The following is a 13788-nucleotide window of genomic DNA, read 5'->3' as shown; positions in this document are numbered from 1 at the left end:
TTTTATTTCCATTGTTGTAAGAATGTATTAAGTACATGTGTAAAGCGTTCGGGCTGTTCCACATGAGCGTTATGACCCGCCTGAGCAATGATTTGATACGTTAATTGACTTTGCTCAGCCAAGTGTTGAAATTTGTTATCTGCTTCGCCGCAAATATAAAGCATAGGAATGGTGCTACGATGTAAAGCATCAAGCAAATACGGTTGCTTAGCCAGTGACGTAGATCTCAACATCATTCCAATTGAGTGACCAAGGTTATCACTTCTTTTAGTGACTAAAACTTGTCTTTGCTCAGGGTTTAGTGAAGAAAATACCTTTTGTTGATACCAAGTGTCTAAAACATCAGCAATGGGTTGTTGCTCAAATCGTTCAGCCCATTGAATGTCATTGTTAAGTCGAGTTTGTTTATCTTGTTCTGAGCGCAACCCAAAATTACCACCTTCAATACATAAACCACAAAGAGAGATTGATGATGGTAATTCAAAGTGCGAGCTCAAATACATAGCCACTCGGCCACCCAAAGAGTAGCCAACAAAAACAAACGATTGATACGGGGTTTGCAGTAGTGATTCAACAATAAGCTGGCACGTTTGCTCAAACCCTAAAAACTCATCAAGTACTGTCGATTGACTTCGCCCATGCCCGGGTAGATCAATCAATAACACGGGATGAGATTGAGCAATAACAGGTGCAATTTGATCCCAATCTTGAGTTGACCCTAATAATCCATGTAAAAATACGACACAAGATTGCGTCGTATTTTCTTTAGGTATATTTAATTTAGAATAAAGTGGCATGTTGAATCGTTTGAAATAAACGAGTTAACTCTTCGCCGGCTTGACCCGATGGCGTATTAATTTCAACTAAATGAAGCCCTTCTTTAAGACCGTCGTTTATCATAGACATCGCACAAGTTAACGTTTCTGGTTTATGATAATTTAAGCCAAACATCGCAGCAGCGTGGCTAAACTCTAATTGATGTGGCATGCGATAAAAGTCATCTTTTTTCTTTTCATCGACAGGCAATAAATCAAAAATACCACCACCGTCATTATTCATTACAATAAGTACAACAGGTGCGGTTGCTTGTTTTAGTAAGGCCAATGAATTTAAATCATAAAGCAGTGAGGTATCACCAACTAACGCTAATAAAGGCTGCTGATTTGCTAACTGAACACCGACGGCTGTGGCAACAAGTCCATCAATACCAGATGCTCCACGATTAGTATAAATATGCTGTTTGTTTAACTCTCCAACCATATCTAACAGGCGAACAATTAGACTGTTACCAATAAACCAATCACATGATTCCGCTTTTTGGCCTATGGTAAGCGCAAAGCTTAATTCTGATAATGTTTCACTATGACAGGCCATTGAACGCGCTAACGTTAATGCATTTTGTGAGGCAACTTTAAGTGACTCACTCCACGCTAATGATGGCGCATGATCAAAGAAGCAATCACGTTCCTCTAAACTTTGAGTATGTACTTGGCACCATGTCGTGATATCTGTACGGTAGCGTACGTGAGAATGATACGTTGCATCGAGTAATTCAGCGTGTGGGTCAATCAAATAATAATCTTGCTGGTATCTTTCTAGCCACCCAGCCAAACGTTTAGAAACAATACGAGCGCCAAATTGCAATACGCATTCAATATCAACAAGGAGCTCAGCACACGCTGGATTTTGCAGCCATAAATCGTAATGTGCCCACGATGAGTAATAACCTGACTGTGGATCTGCTAATACTGGCCAACCTAACTCTTTCGCTAATGCCGCCGCCGCTTGTGCTTCCTCTAACGTCACTTTACCAACAATAACCGCCCCTTTCTTTTGTGCCACTTTCATCCATTGAGGTGATACGGTCACATTTGAAGAGTAGGTAGGTTGCTCAATATACGGAGAAAATGCCGCTTTCCACGCTTGAATTGGTGCTAGATAATCCAGCAAAAGCATTTCATCTTTTTTACCATAAAACGGTTCAGGAAAAGGGCAATTAATATGGATAGTCCCACCCTGTTGTTGTGTAAAACACGCTTGATCAAGTCGACTTAATAGCCATTGCGCAGGAACATTAATGCTTGGTGAAGGCAATTGCAAAGAATGGCAAACATGAGAAGTAAATAGATTTTGCTGATTAATCGCTTGGTTTGCACCACAATTAATTAACTCAACAGGTCTGTCGGCAGTAAGCAGTACTAATTTTTCTTTTGTTAGACCTGACTCGGCAACAGAAGGCAATAAATTAGCAACGGCCGTGCCTGAAGTAACAATAACAGCAACCGCTTCATTTGAAGCTTTGGCAATACCAAGCGCTAAGAAACCTAATCCTCGCTCATCAAAATGAGTATGAATGGATAAATGAGCGTGCTCAGAGGCAGCAAGAGTTAACGGGGTTGAGCGAGATCCCGGAGCGATACAAATATGCTTCACTCCATTTCGAACTAACTCTTCAATAATCAACTCAGCCCAAACTTGGTTTAGCATTATTTGCTGCTCTGGTTGCATCATGCGACTTGCGACTCCGTGATATCTGAATTCATAGAAATATCAGATTCTAATAAGGTACATAAGGTGGATGTTTTTCTATCTAACTCTTCCCATTCGCTGCTTGGCTCAGAACCAGGAACAATCCCAGCGCCAGCAAACAAATGCAGTTTATTTCCCATCACTAATGCGCTTCTAATCGCAACACAAAACTCACTGCGTTGTTGACTTAAAAAACCAACAGCACCGCTGTACCAACCACGGGCAAAAGGTTCGTTATCAATAATAAAATCCAATGCTGACATTCGAGGTAATCCTGCGATAGCCGCTGTGGGTTGCAAATTATCAAGCAATTGTGAATCACTGCAATCACTGTTGATCTCAGCCGAGATTGGGCGTTTTAAATGTTGAACTTTACGTAGTTTCACTAGTTCAGAGGTTTCTGCCACATTCATAGACAAACTGAACTTAGATAATCGATTAACAATGTCATCCACCACTAAGCGGTTTTCATATTGGTTTTTCTTATCTGAAATTAACCATGATGCTAATTGATTATCTTCTTCTTCGTCATGTCCACGACCGATGGTTCCTGCTAATGCTTCAGTTTTTAACGCATAACCATTACGTACGTATAGGCGTTCAGGTGTGGAGCCAATAAAACAATGCTCACTGTCCAGAGCCATCATAAAATGGAAGCTGTGGCTGTTTGCTTTACGGCTGGCTTTCAGAAACTGTGCAGAAGATAAGTTTTGATCTAACGTGAGTGTCGTCTTCCGAGCTAACACCACCTTCTCAAACTGCTGATTTGAAATAGCCGTCAACGCTTTATTAACCATATTGGTCCAATCTGCTTTTTCTGGCGTATTAATACGCTGCGTTACTCGACAATGTAATTCAGACAATGACGTAAAATTTTCAACCAATTTATTCAACGTCGATAATAAACGAGAATTGTCTTCTGATAGATTCACCATGAACTGCCATGATGATGCTAAACGAGAGATCTCAACTTGCGGTAAAAAGAAGAATGATGACATGCAACGGCGATTACGCTCTGTGCGACCATCAAACGAACGTCCACCCCAAATACGTTGCTGAGGGGCTAATACTTTCTGAGCCGCACTTGGATCTGTAAATGTTTTTACTTGGCCTAATACAGCAACTTCCTCTTGGCCATCACGAGACTGCCAATAAAATTTAGGGTAAATAGGTTGAGCTTCAAGCCAATCAATCAGTTGATCACCAACCGACCAATCTAACTCAAGACAAATCGTATGAGATGACGTTGCCTGCGCTATTTGATGACGAATCGATTCAATGGCATTTTGAAAAGTGGACAAATTAACCTCTCTTGATCGTTTTCAGCCATCATGGCAACCGTATTGCACAAGCGGTATTGCTTGTTATTTCCTTGTATGAACTAGTGATTCTAGCAAAAGGTGACAAAATAAAAAATAATTCACATCAATTGTATGTGTAAAAAATAAAACTCTTATCAAATTTTTCTTTTTTGTGAAAATCTAAAACAAAGTAAATTTTCCTTTATCATGCTTATTATCACTAATAATTTCTGAGGTTGTTATAAATGAAAGACAAACTCATCATTATTTAGTAGGAAATATTGTAGAGTCTTTTTTTACATGATTATTTTCTAAAAATTATTTCTCAGTCTCCTAAAAATAGTGTAATTTGGGGGTATAACGTTTTTCATTTTATCAGGGTTTCACCATGCAAAATATTGGAATGTCATCAAAACTTAGCAGTGTATGCTACGACATCCGCGGTCCAGTTCTTAAACATGCTAAAAGAATGGAAGAAGAAGGACAGAAAATTCTTAAACTAAACATCGGTAATCCCGCCCCGTTTGGTTTTGATGCCCCTGATGAAATTCTTGTTGATGTGATTAAAAATCTACCGACATCACAAGGCTACTGTGATTCAAAAGGTATTTATTCCGCTCGTAAAGCAGTTGTTCAACATTATCAGCGTCGCGGTTTGTTAGATTTAGACGTTGAAGATGTGTACATCGGTAACGGTGCGTCTGAACTTATCGTAATGGCAATGCAAGCACTATTAAATAATGGCGATGAAATGCTAGTTCCTGCACCTGATTACCCATTATGGACCGCGTCTGTTGCCCTTTCTGGCGGTAAACCAGTTCATTACATGTGTGATGAAAGTGCTGACTGGTATCCAGATCTTGATGACATCAAAAAGAAAATCACACCAAATACCAAAGGTATCGTCTTAATCAACCCGAACAACCCAACGGGTGCGGTATATAGCCGTGACTTCTTATTACAAGTTGTTGAGATTGCTCGCCAAAATAACCTGATTATCTTTGCCGATGAAATTTACGATAAAGTACTTTATGACGGTGCTGTTCATACAACGCTAGCAACGCTAGCCCCTGACCTATTAACCGTGACTTTTAACGGCCTATCAAAAGCGTACCGTGTATGTGGTTTCCGTGGCGGTTGGATGTTCTTGAATGGTCCAAAAGATCACGCTCAAGGTTACATTGCGGGCTTAGACATGTTGGCTTCTATGCGCTTGTGTGCAAACGTCCCAATGCAGCACGCTATTCAGACTGCATTAGGTGGCTATCAAAGCATCAATGAGCTTCTGCTACCGGGTGGACGTTTACTAGAGCAACGTGACAAAGCATATGATTTAATTACACAAATTCCAGGCGTAAGTTGTGTTAAGCCAAAAGGCGCAATGTACTTATTCCCGAAACTTGATCCTAAAATGTATAAGATCAAAGATGACCAAAAATTTGTCTTAGATTTCTTAATTAAAGAAAAAGTATTATTAGTTCAAGGGACGGGCTTTAACTGGCCAAAACCAGATCATTTCCGCATTGTAACATTGCCTCGTGTTGATGACTTGGAAACCGCAATTGGTCGCTTAGAGCGCTTCTTGCATACCTACAAGCAATAATTCAACTAAAAACCAAATTGAATAGAAAAAGCCTGCTTCATTTGCAGGCTTTTTTGTATTCAAAAAACAATGACTATTATTAACGCTGACGCACGAAATGGTTCTGAACAATGGCGTCTAGGAAAGTTTTCGTCTTCATGCAGGTAAAATCTAATGGTGACTCAACATTACCAAACAGCGGCGATCCTCCTCCTAAAAGTACTGGAATAGTAGTAATAACCATCTCATCAATCAAATCTTCTTTTAGGAAATTCTGAATGGTGACACCACCATCAATGTACAAATTCGTAAACCCTTTCGCATGAATTCTCTCTAGCACCTCTTTTAATGGGCCTTTGACTAGGAACACCTTATCTTCGTAACCTTCAGGCACAGCAGTCATGGTATTACTTAATACAAACACAGGTTTTGAATAGGGCCAATCAATACCAAAACTAAGCACCATATCCAGTGTATTACGTCCCATCACCAGCGCATCGATACTATCTATATGCTCAGCATAACCCATGTCGTTACCCTCTGGATTAGGAATCGCATGTAGCCAATCAACCGCACCATTTTTATCCGCGATATATCCATCTAGGCTTGTTGCTATAAATACACTGTTTAACATTGTTGACTCCAAGATAAATTACTATTTTTTGTATAAAAGGCTTATGCCACGCTGCCCTTTGGTGTCATATTAAAATGGCGTTTAAATTCTCGACTAAATTGAGAAGTACTAGTGTAACCCACAGAGTGTGCGGCTTCATTCACTCTTCTACCGTCCAATTGAATTAGCTCTTTTGCTTTATTTAAGCGTACTTTCTTTAAATATTGCAAAGGAGATTCTAAAGTGACTTTACGAAACGCGGAATGAAACGCGGATACACTCATATTCGCTTCTTCTGCTAAGTTTTGCACCGTTAAACCATCAGCATACGACTGATGCATTTTATTCATGGCTTTGGCTACTCGCGCATATTGACCATCATGGTGCGCCAAATTAAACAACACATGACCTTCAGTCCCAGTAAGTACTCGATAGACAATTTCATTTAATAATGATTCACCTAATAACTTCGTATCAAGATCACTATGTAGTGCCAGCATCAAGCGCTTACAGCTCTCCAACATATCATCAGCCATTTTTACTGATGTAAGGCCAAAACCATCTTGATTTGATTTTGCTGGCGCTTGAAAATTAGCCGCCTCAAGCTCATTAACTAAGCGATGAAGTAAGGTTGAATCAACATTAATTGTTAAACCAAGTAATGGGCTGTCATCTTCAGGAAAGGCTTCACATTCTAATGGCATTGGCACACCGACAACCAGATAATCGTCAGGCCCATAGTGCACAGGTTGATTGCCAATATGAATATGCTTGTGCCCTTTCCCCATGACAATAATGCCTGATTGATAAACAAATGGCTGACGCTGATTTCCTTTACTACTGCGATAAAACCATACGCCAGGAATCGCGGTTTCTTTGATCCCTTCAAGATCATTAAACTTATATTGGTCGGCATAACTTTGCATTAATTCACCAAGAGATTTCATCACCGCTCCTTTATCTTATCAAGATCACATCTATCAATTTCTTTTCCCAAAATACCCAAAATTGTAGAAATAGGCAATAAAAATGCAGAAATTCACCTTTCTAATACCACCATTGAATACTAATATGCACTCATTGAAATAATAAGCTCTAGAAAATAGAGCATCACCTTTTGGAAGAAATGAGGTACAGCAATGAAATTCTCTTACGTTAACCCAACACAAATTCATTTTGGCCAAGGTCAAATCGCTGCGATTGCTACATCTATCCCACAAGATCAAAAAGTATTAGTAATTTATGGTGGTGGATCAATTAAAACAAACGGTGTTTACGACCAAGTTGTTGCGGCACTGTCTGAACATTCTTGGATTGAGTTTTCTGGTGTTGAGCCAAATCCAACAGTAGAAACATTAGATAAAGCAGTCGCTATCGCAAAAGCTGAGAAGATTGATTACATTCTTGCTGTTGGTGGTGGTTCAGTAATTGATGGCTCTAAATACGTTGCTGCAGCGGCAAAATACGTAGGTAATGGTTGGGATATCCTAATAGGAAAGCACGCTGTAACTGAAGCAATTGCGTTAGGTGCAATTTTAACACTGCCAGCGACAGGATCTGAATCTAATGCTGGTGCTGTAATTACACAAAAAGCGACACAAACTAAACTGCCTTTCCACTCAGCAGCAGTACAACCTAAATTTGCGGTCCTTGATCCTGATTCAATGAAGACGTTACCAGAACGTCAATTAATCAACGGTTTGGTTGATGCATGGGTTCATACTTGTGAGCAATACCTAACAATGCCAACAGGCGCAATGGTTCAAGATGGTTACGCAGAAACTCTACTTCGTAACCTGTTAACGTTAGCCTCTCAGTACGATAACCGTGACAATAATGAATGGCGCTCAAACCTAATGTGGACAGCAAACCAAGCATTGAATGGTTTAATCGGTACAGGAGTGCCTCACGACTGGGCTACTCATATGATTGGTCATGAACTAACTGCTCTTTACCATGTAGATCACGCTCGTTCTTTATCTATCATTCAACCGTCTTTACTTCGTAATCAAATCGAAGCAAAACGTGCGAAACTAGAGCAACTAGGCAAAAATGTATTTGGCTTAGAAGCATCTGATGATTTAGCAGAACGTACTATCGTTGAGATAGAGACTTTCTACCACAACCTAAACTCACCAACAGAATTAACAGAGCACGGTGATGATAAACTTTCAGCTATTGATTCTATCATCAAACAACTTGAAGCTCATGGCATGGTAGCTCTAGGTGAAAACCAAGCGATCACTCTTGAAGTATCTCGTCAAATTCTTGAAGATGCAGTGAAATAATAAATTAAAGCTGACTCAGAGTAACGTTATCTGAGTCAGCTTATTTAAACTATAATAGACAAATTACTGTAATTTAAAGAAATCAAATCCAGATAGCTTTTCTGCTACTTCTGGCTCAGTTAAGACTTTATCCTGCTCAACATCATATTTAATAAATCTAATGCCTTCTGATTTATCGTCATCGTATTGTGCTCCATTAGGTCTTAACAGTACGAGAATTTTCCCATTTTCAAAGTAATTTGAGGCGGCTGTAATATCCTTAGCATAAAATTCTAACCCCTTATTCCCTGTATCTTCCAAAGAATCAGCAATTAAAATATGCCCTTCTTCTGTCACTAACATCCCAATAGAATCATCACTTGGGTGATGGAATGCAGCCACAAATTTTTGATCTATATTTCTAAACGTGACGTCTGAAGAGTACGGCGTGACTGTTATTTCTTTATCTTGTTTTAAATTGTAGGTAAAGAAATGCATTTTATTTTGTGACTCTGAGTAATAACCCGCTGAAACAAAATTTGCATAGTCACCAAGCTCAGGATAGTAATCTGTAATATGTCTAGGGCCACTTAATAATCCATTCTCATCCGCAGTGATAAAAGTATCTCCGGTGAGTTTTCCGTAACCACTGCCTTCATTATTATGCCAACCAGCACTATTAATCGTTCTAGAAATACTCTCCGCAATATAGCCAGGATCAGGCAAATCTTGATATTTACTCAACGGATACCATTTAGGAATAACCGTTCCCCAATCAAAAGCTTGTGCAAAATTAACATGCTCATTTTTAGGGACAATATCATTAAATAAATTACCCGCAAACCACGCACAATTTCCATATAGTGTGTATTTCCCCCCATTCCAATCTTTTCCAATACCTAAAAACAACTTTGCAATCTCTTTGCTTTCTACGTATAGAGCCTCTTCTTTTAATTCAATATCTTGCTTTATTTGCTCATGATTTTTATCTTCAATATGAACACATTTTTGAAAACTAAATTCACGACTGGCTTGATTTCCATCACTACCGAAGCCATATCCATCAAACTGGACCTTTCCTTCATCATCTTTATAAAAAAGATCAACCCAAGTATGACCAACAATGCCAGAATCAGCCCACTGAACCATTCTTTCTAATAATTGCGCCATATTATCGTCAGGATAATCGTGTTGGAACTGTTGATATGTTTCAAGAAGGGGAATTCGATTAGCTTGTCTATTGATACGGATACAAACTTGTGGATAGTCTAGATTTTGGTTTCCTTCTAATCCAACTCGATGCCCATTTCGATATGCATCTGCATTTGCAGCGCCTGAAAAAAAAGCCAAGGTAAATAAAGTTGATGCGGTAAAAACTGCTCGATTCATAATTACTCCTTAATATTATTATGTAACCTCATCAGCCTATTCAATTATTTTTCTAAGACCATACCTCCATAATTCAAAGTGCTGACAATTCAGCACTTATGCCAATTGCTCTTACTTTAAATAAAAAAAACCGAGAGTATTAAATACCCTCGGCTTATTTTGTTTTTTATCAATAACTTATTAGCTACTTCTTCTTACGTTCCCATTGCGTAATAAAAGCAACTGAAGCAATAATAATCGCAGCACCTAACCATAAACGTCCTGGTGGTGCCCAACCAAATACCATCCAACCCGCTAATACGTTCAATGGTAATTTAGCATGATCAAACGGTTGTACAAATGACGCATCAGCAACCGCATATGCTTTTACAATCGCCCATTGCGCTAACGCCGTCATCACACCAGCGCCGAAAAGTAACAGCCATACGTTCATGCCTGTTGGTGTATGCCAATCAGGCAGCGCGAGCAAAATGTTAAAGGGAGTAATAAGAACCAGAAGATAAACCACCATGGTTGATGGTGAATCATTTGCCGACATTTTCTTAACCATTAACGAATAACATGCCCAAAAGAAAGCTGCACCTACAGGCAGTAATGTTGCCCATGTGAAAGTATCTGACCATGGCTCAAGAATGATCATTGCACCAGCGAAACCGGCTAACGTGGCACACCAACGAGCTGCACCCACCTTCTCTTTTAAGAATAAGCCAGAGCCAATAGTCGCAAATAAAGGAGAGGTCATTAATAATGCAATCCCTTGCCAAATAGGTACAGGATAAGCAAGAGCCCACAACCAGAGTTGAATACCTATTACTGACAAAAATACACGCAACGCATGCATTCCAAAATGTTGAGTTCGAAGTGAATTACGAAGCCCTAGTGTTCGTAGATAAGGTAAGATGACGATCAACGCTATCCCATATTGAACCAAAGCCACCATAGTTGATGGAAGGCCAAAGTTCATACTCACATATTGAGCAATGCTGTTAACTATCGCAAAGGCAAGGCCTGCGGTTAACATCCAAGATGCACCTTGGACTGGTTGATGCTGAGACATAAAAAAGGTCATCATTCACATTAAAAAAGGGAAACAGATCATACGACTGTTCCCCTCATTTGCCAACTGTTAAGCCATACCAATAGCGTCTAAATTAGAACTATTACTTCATAAACTGTCGACTTAGTAATTTCAGCATCAATTTCTTATGTTTTAATAATAATCTAGCCCTTGGCAACCACTTAGGTGTAGTCAGCATTGTTTTTACATGGGAGAAGGTTTTAAAGCCTTCAATACCATGATAGCTCCCCATTCCGGAATCTCCAATACCACCAAAAGGTGCATCATCTGCGGCAACGTGCATTGTCGTATCATTGATAGCTACTCCACCACTGTGTGTATTTTGACAAATATGTTGAATCATCTCTTTATCTAACGACATGATATAAAGCGCTAGAGGACGTGGACGTCCTTGGATGTAGCTGATGGCTTCTCCAATATGTTGGTAACCGATAATAGGTAAGATAGGACCGAATATCTCTTCCTTCATTAGCAACATATCATCATTCACGTTAGTCACAATATGAGGTAAAAATGACCGTCCTTGAGTTTTTTCTGGCTCACCAATTAAAGTAATTTTTGCTCCCTTACCTTCCGCATCTTCTAAGTAGTGAGATAAGCGATCATATTGAGCTTGATTGATAATGTGACTGTATTCTCGATGTCCCTTTTTCTCGGGAAAAACTTGTAAAAAACGGTGAGAATAAAGTGAAATAAATTTATCAACTTTATCTTTTGGAACAAACACATAATCGGGCGCGACACATATTTGCCCTGCATTCATTGATTTCCCTAACATAATAGCATCAACCGCAGAAATTAGATCTGCATCTTCAGCAATGATGACTGGGGATTTTCCTCCTAATTCAAGCGTTACTGGCGTAAGATTTTTGGCTGCAGCACTAGCCACTAATTTTCCAACCTGAGTAGAACCCGTAAATAAAAGATGATTAAAAGGAAGTTGAGAGAACTCTGCCGCCACTTCGCTGCCACCTTCAACAACACAAATATACTCAGAAATTGAAGCAAACACACGACGAAGTACTTGATTGGTCTCTGGAGTGTATTCACTTAGCTTTACCATCACACGATTACCTGCCGCAATAGCAGTGACTATCGGCGCAACACTCAGGTAGATTGGAAAATTCCACGGCACAATGACACCTACAACTCCAAGAGGCTGATATTGAATGTGTAATTTTGAGGGTGAAAGCAATAAACCCGCATGACGCTTTTGAGGTTTAAGCCATTTAGATAAGCGTTTAATGGTGTAGTTAATATGTTGTATTGAAGGCATTAAATCACAAATCGTTGAATCAAACTGACTACGATAGCCATAGTCTTTTTCTAATGCTTCAACCGTGTTGGTCTTTTCTGATAATAACGACACTTTTAGCTCATTAAGTAAAGAGAGTCGCTCTTCTTTTGAAGGATATGGTGTCGCTTGATATGCCTGTTGAAGCTGTTCAAATTCATACGATAGATTAACGACGCTGCTCATGATCTTATTCCATTAAACAAAGTGAATCTAATTATAGCAACCCACTTTAATGAACTGAATAATGATAATTTCACAATGTGTTCTGGCTCTATTTTTCAAATAAGTCGTTGATCTTTTTGTGACAAGCCTGTAATGATAGAGGTGTAGCAATAACTTCGAGAACAATAATAATGAATAAAACAATCGATATTACTCTATCCCCACATTGGGAAGATCGCATTAGTAACGAACAAAAGTTACGTCGTAATGATCAGCGCAGCGTTTTTCAACGAGATCGTGCTCGTATTCTCCACTCTGCTGCTTTTCGTCGTCTACAAGCAAAGACTCAAGTTCATGGACCTGGTAGCGTAAATGACTTTTACCGCACTCGCTTAACGCACTCTTTAGAAGTATCACAAATCGGTACTGGTCTCGTCGCACAACTAAAACTAAGACAACCTGAGTTCCGTGAGCTCCTAACGTCAACCAGTCTAATGGAAAGTATTTGTTTAGCTCATGATATCGGTCACCCTCCTTTTGGTCATGGCGGTGAAATTGCGCTTAACTATATGATGCGTAACCATGGTGGCTTTGAAGGTAACGGACAGACTTTACGTATATTAAGTAAATTAGAACCTTACACTGAACATTTTGGAATGAACCTAGCCAGAAGAACCTTATTGGGTGTACTAAAATACCCTGCATTTCTTGACCAAGTACATTCTAAGCACCGCCCTGAAGATGTCACAAATCTGCGTCATCTAAAATCGATTGAATGGCACCCACCTAAAGGGATCTATCGTGATGACGCACAAATTCTTAATTGGGTTTTAGCGCCATTATCCGGTCACGATAAAATACTTCTATCGACACTTCGATTCCAAAAAGAAGATGACGATAGTCATAGAAAAACACGCTTTAAATCTATCGATTGCTCTATTATGGAACTGGCTGACGATATAGCTTATGGCGTTCATGATTTAGAAGATGCAATTGTGATGGGAATTGTCACAAGAAATCAATGGCAAGAATCCGTAGCAAGTAGGCTTGCTGAGTGTGGAGATGAATGGTTTGAAGCTAATATTGAAACCATTAGTGATAAGTTATTTTCAGGCCTTCAATATAAACGCAAAGATGGTATTGGCAGCATAGTAAATGCGCTATTAACGTCTATTACAATTAAACCAACGACTTTTGAAGAAGAGCCAGCATTTGAATCTGAATTACTTCGTTGGAATGCGTATTTAAGTCCTTCAATGACCTATGCTCTAGAGGTTCTTAAAAAGTTTGTAGGACAATACGTCATTCATAACTCTGAAATGCAGCGAATTGAATACAAAGGTCAACAAATTGTAATGGAAATATTTGATGCTCTGAATTCGGACCCTGAACGTTTATTACCTGAAAATGATAAACGAGAATGGCAAGAGGCAATTGCTTCTGGTGGGAATGCTCACCGTGTCATTGCTGATTATATTGCCGGCATGACCGATGGTTATGCTCAACGTTTATATAATCAGCTATTTGTTCCTATTTAACAACGATAAACCATACCCTGATATAAATAACC

At 39.3% G+C, this 13788-nt stretch carries 11 protein-coding genes; 3 read left to right on the top strand and 8 right to left on the bottom strand.

Translation table 11 applies throughout. The features are described from left to right. Positions 1-2: 2 nt before the first annotated feature. Genes menH through BTO23_RS02775 form a run of 3 tightly spaced genes read right to left on the bottom strand, consistent with a single transcriptional unit; the run spans position 3 to position 3830 of the window. Positions 3-797, bottom strand: a complete 795-nt coding sequence (gene menH, locus BTO23_RS02785) for a 2-succinyl-6-hydroxy-2,4-cyclohexadiene-1-carboxylate synthase (RefSeq protein WP_060991385.1) — start codon at positions 795-797, stop codon at positions 3-5. Beyond that, positions 781-2511 (bottom strand): 2-succinyl-5-enolpyruvyl-6-hydroxy-3-cyclohexene-1-carboxylic-acid synthase, encoded by a 1731-nt coding sequence (gene menD, locus BTO23_RS02780; protein ID WP_105062894.1) that lies wholly within the window; start codon positions 2509-2511, stop codon positions 781-783. Before menD ends, menH begins: the two co-directional genes overlap by 17 nt. Next, on the bottom strand, positions 2508-3830 hold the full coding sequence (locus BTO23_RS02775; RefSeq protein WP_060991387.1) for an isochorismate synthase: 1323 nt from the start codon (positions 3828-3830) through the stop codon (positions 2508-2510). The genes menD and BTO23_RS02775 overlap by 4 nt, the downstream gene beginning before the upstream one ends. A 388-nt stretch (positions 3831-4218) precedes the next feature. On the opposite strand from BTO23_RS02775, the gene BTO23_RS02770 reads away from it, so the two are divergent. Then, entirely contained in the window at positions 4219-5433 is a 1215-nt protein-coding gene (locus BTO23_RS02770) for a pyridoxal phosphate-dependent aminotransferase (RefSeq protein WP_060991388.1), read from the top strand. Positions 5434-5512: 79 nt separating this feature from the next. Here BTO23_RS02770 and BTO23_RS02765 read toward each other — a convergent pair whose 3' ends face one another. Further along, positions 5513-6046, bottom strand: a complete 534-nt coding sequence (locus BTO23_RS02765; RefSeq protein WP_105062893.1) for a dihydrofolate reductase family protein — start codon at positions 6044-6046, stop codon at positions 5513-5515. A gap of 41 nt (positions 6047-6087) precedes the next feature. Further along, entirely contained in the window at positions 6088-6972 is an 885-nt protein-coding gene (locus BTO23_RS02760) for an AraC family transcriptional regulator (RefSeq protein ID WP_105062892.1), read from the bottom strand. Between the two features lie 192 nt (positions 6973-7164). Here BTO23_RS02760 and BTO23_RS02755 point away from each other — a divergent pair, with 192 nt between their 5' ends. Beyond that, positions 7165-8313, top strand: a complete 1149-nt coding sequence (locus tag BTO23_RS02755) for an iron-containing alcohol dehydrogenase (protein ID WP_060991393.1) — start codon at positions 7165-7167, stop codon at positions 8311-8313. Between the two features lie 63 nt (positions 8314-8376). Here the strand turns inward: BTO23_RS02755 and BTO23_RS02750 are convergent, their stop codons facing one another. The 3 genes from BTO23_RS02750 to BTO23_RS02740 all read right to left on the bottom strand — a co-directional run bounded on the left by BTO23_RS02750 (position 8377) and on the right by BTO23_RS02740 (position 12239). After that, complete coding sequence (locus tag BTO23_RS02750; protein WP_105062891.1) at positions 8377-9681, bottom strand: hypothetical protein; 1305 nt, start codon at positions 9679-9681, stop codon at positions 8377-8379. Between the two features lie 184 nt (positions 9682-9865). Next, on the bottom strand, positions 9866-10738 hold the full coding sequence (locus tag BTO23_RS02745) for a DMT family transporter (protein ID WP_060991837.1): 873 nt from the start codon (positions 10736-10738) through the stop codon (positions 9866-9868). Positions 10739-10841: 103 nt separating this feature from the next. Further along, the gene (locus BTO23_RS02740) at positions 10842-12239 is read right to left on the bottom strand and encodes a coniferyl aldehyde dehydrogenase (RefSeq protein ID WP_105062890.1); all 1398 of its coding nucleotides are present in this window, start codon (positions 12237-12239) and stop codon (positions 10842-10844) included. A 170-nt stretch (positions 12240-12409) separates the two neighbouring features. Between BTO23_RS02740 and BTO23_RS02735 the strand changes: the two genes are divergently transcribed. Then, positions 12410-13756: an anti-phage deoxyguanosine triphosphatase gene (locus BTO23_RS02735; protein WP_060991396.1), complete on the top strand. Its 1347-nt coding sequence runs from the start codon at positions 12410-12412 to the stop codon at positions 13754-13756. The last annotated feature ends 32 nt before the right edge of the window (positions 13757-13788 follow it).

It is taken from the genome of Aliivibrio sifiae, assembly GCF_002954715.1.
Taxonomy (GTDB): Bacteria; Pseudomonadota; Gammaproteobacteria; order Enterobacterales; family Vibrionaceae; genus Aliivibrio; species Aliivibrio sifiae.
Note: the sequence above shows the minus strand (reverse complement) of the source record. Positions and strands in the feature narration are given on the sequence as shown.

Bases quoted from the DNA above. Each gene is read 5' to 3' on its own strand.
- menH (WP_060991385.1), bottom strand. From the start codon at position 797: ATGCCACTTTATTCTAAATTAAATATACCTAAAGAAAATACGACGCAA.
- menD (WP_105062894.1), bottom strand. From the start codon at position 2,511: ATGATGCAACCAGAGCAGCAAATAATGCTAAACCAAGTTTGGGCTGAG.
- BTO23_RS02770 (WP_060991388.1), top strand. From the start codon at position 4,219: ATGCAAAATATTGGAATGTCATCAAAACTTAGCAGTGTATGCTACGAC.
- BTO23_RS02765 (WP_105062893.1), bottom strand. From the start codon at position 6,046: ATGTTAAACAGTGTATTTATAGCAACAAGCCTAGATGGATATATCGCG.
- BTO23_RS02760 (WP_105062892.1), bottom strand. From the start codon at position 6,972: ATGAAATCTCTTGGTGAATTAATGCAAAGTTATGCCGACCAATATAAG.
- BTO23_RS02755 (WP_060991393.1), top strand. From the start codon at position 7,165: ATGAAATTCTCTTACGTTAACCCAACACAAATTCATTTTGGCCAAGGT.
- BTO23_RS02750 (WP_105062891.1), bottom strand. From the start codon at position 9,681: ATGAATCGAGCAGTTTTTACCGCATCAACTTTATTTACCTTGGCTTTT.
- BTO23_RS02745 (WP_060991837.1), bottom strand. From the start codon at position 10,738: ATGTCTCAGCATCAACCAGTCCAAGGTGCATCTTGGATGTTAACCGCA.
- BTO23_RS02740 (WP_105062890.1), bottom strand. From the start codon at position 12,239: ATGAGCAGCGTCGTTAATCTATCGTATGAATTTGAACAGCTTCAACAG.
- BTO23_RS02735 (WP_060991396.1), top strand. From the start codon at position 12,410: ATGAATAAAACAATCGATATTACTCTATCCCCACATTGGGAAGATCGC.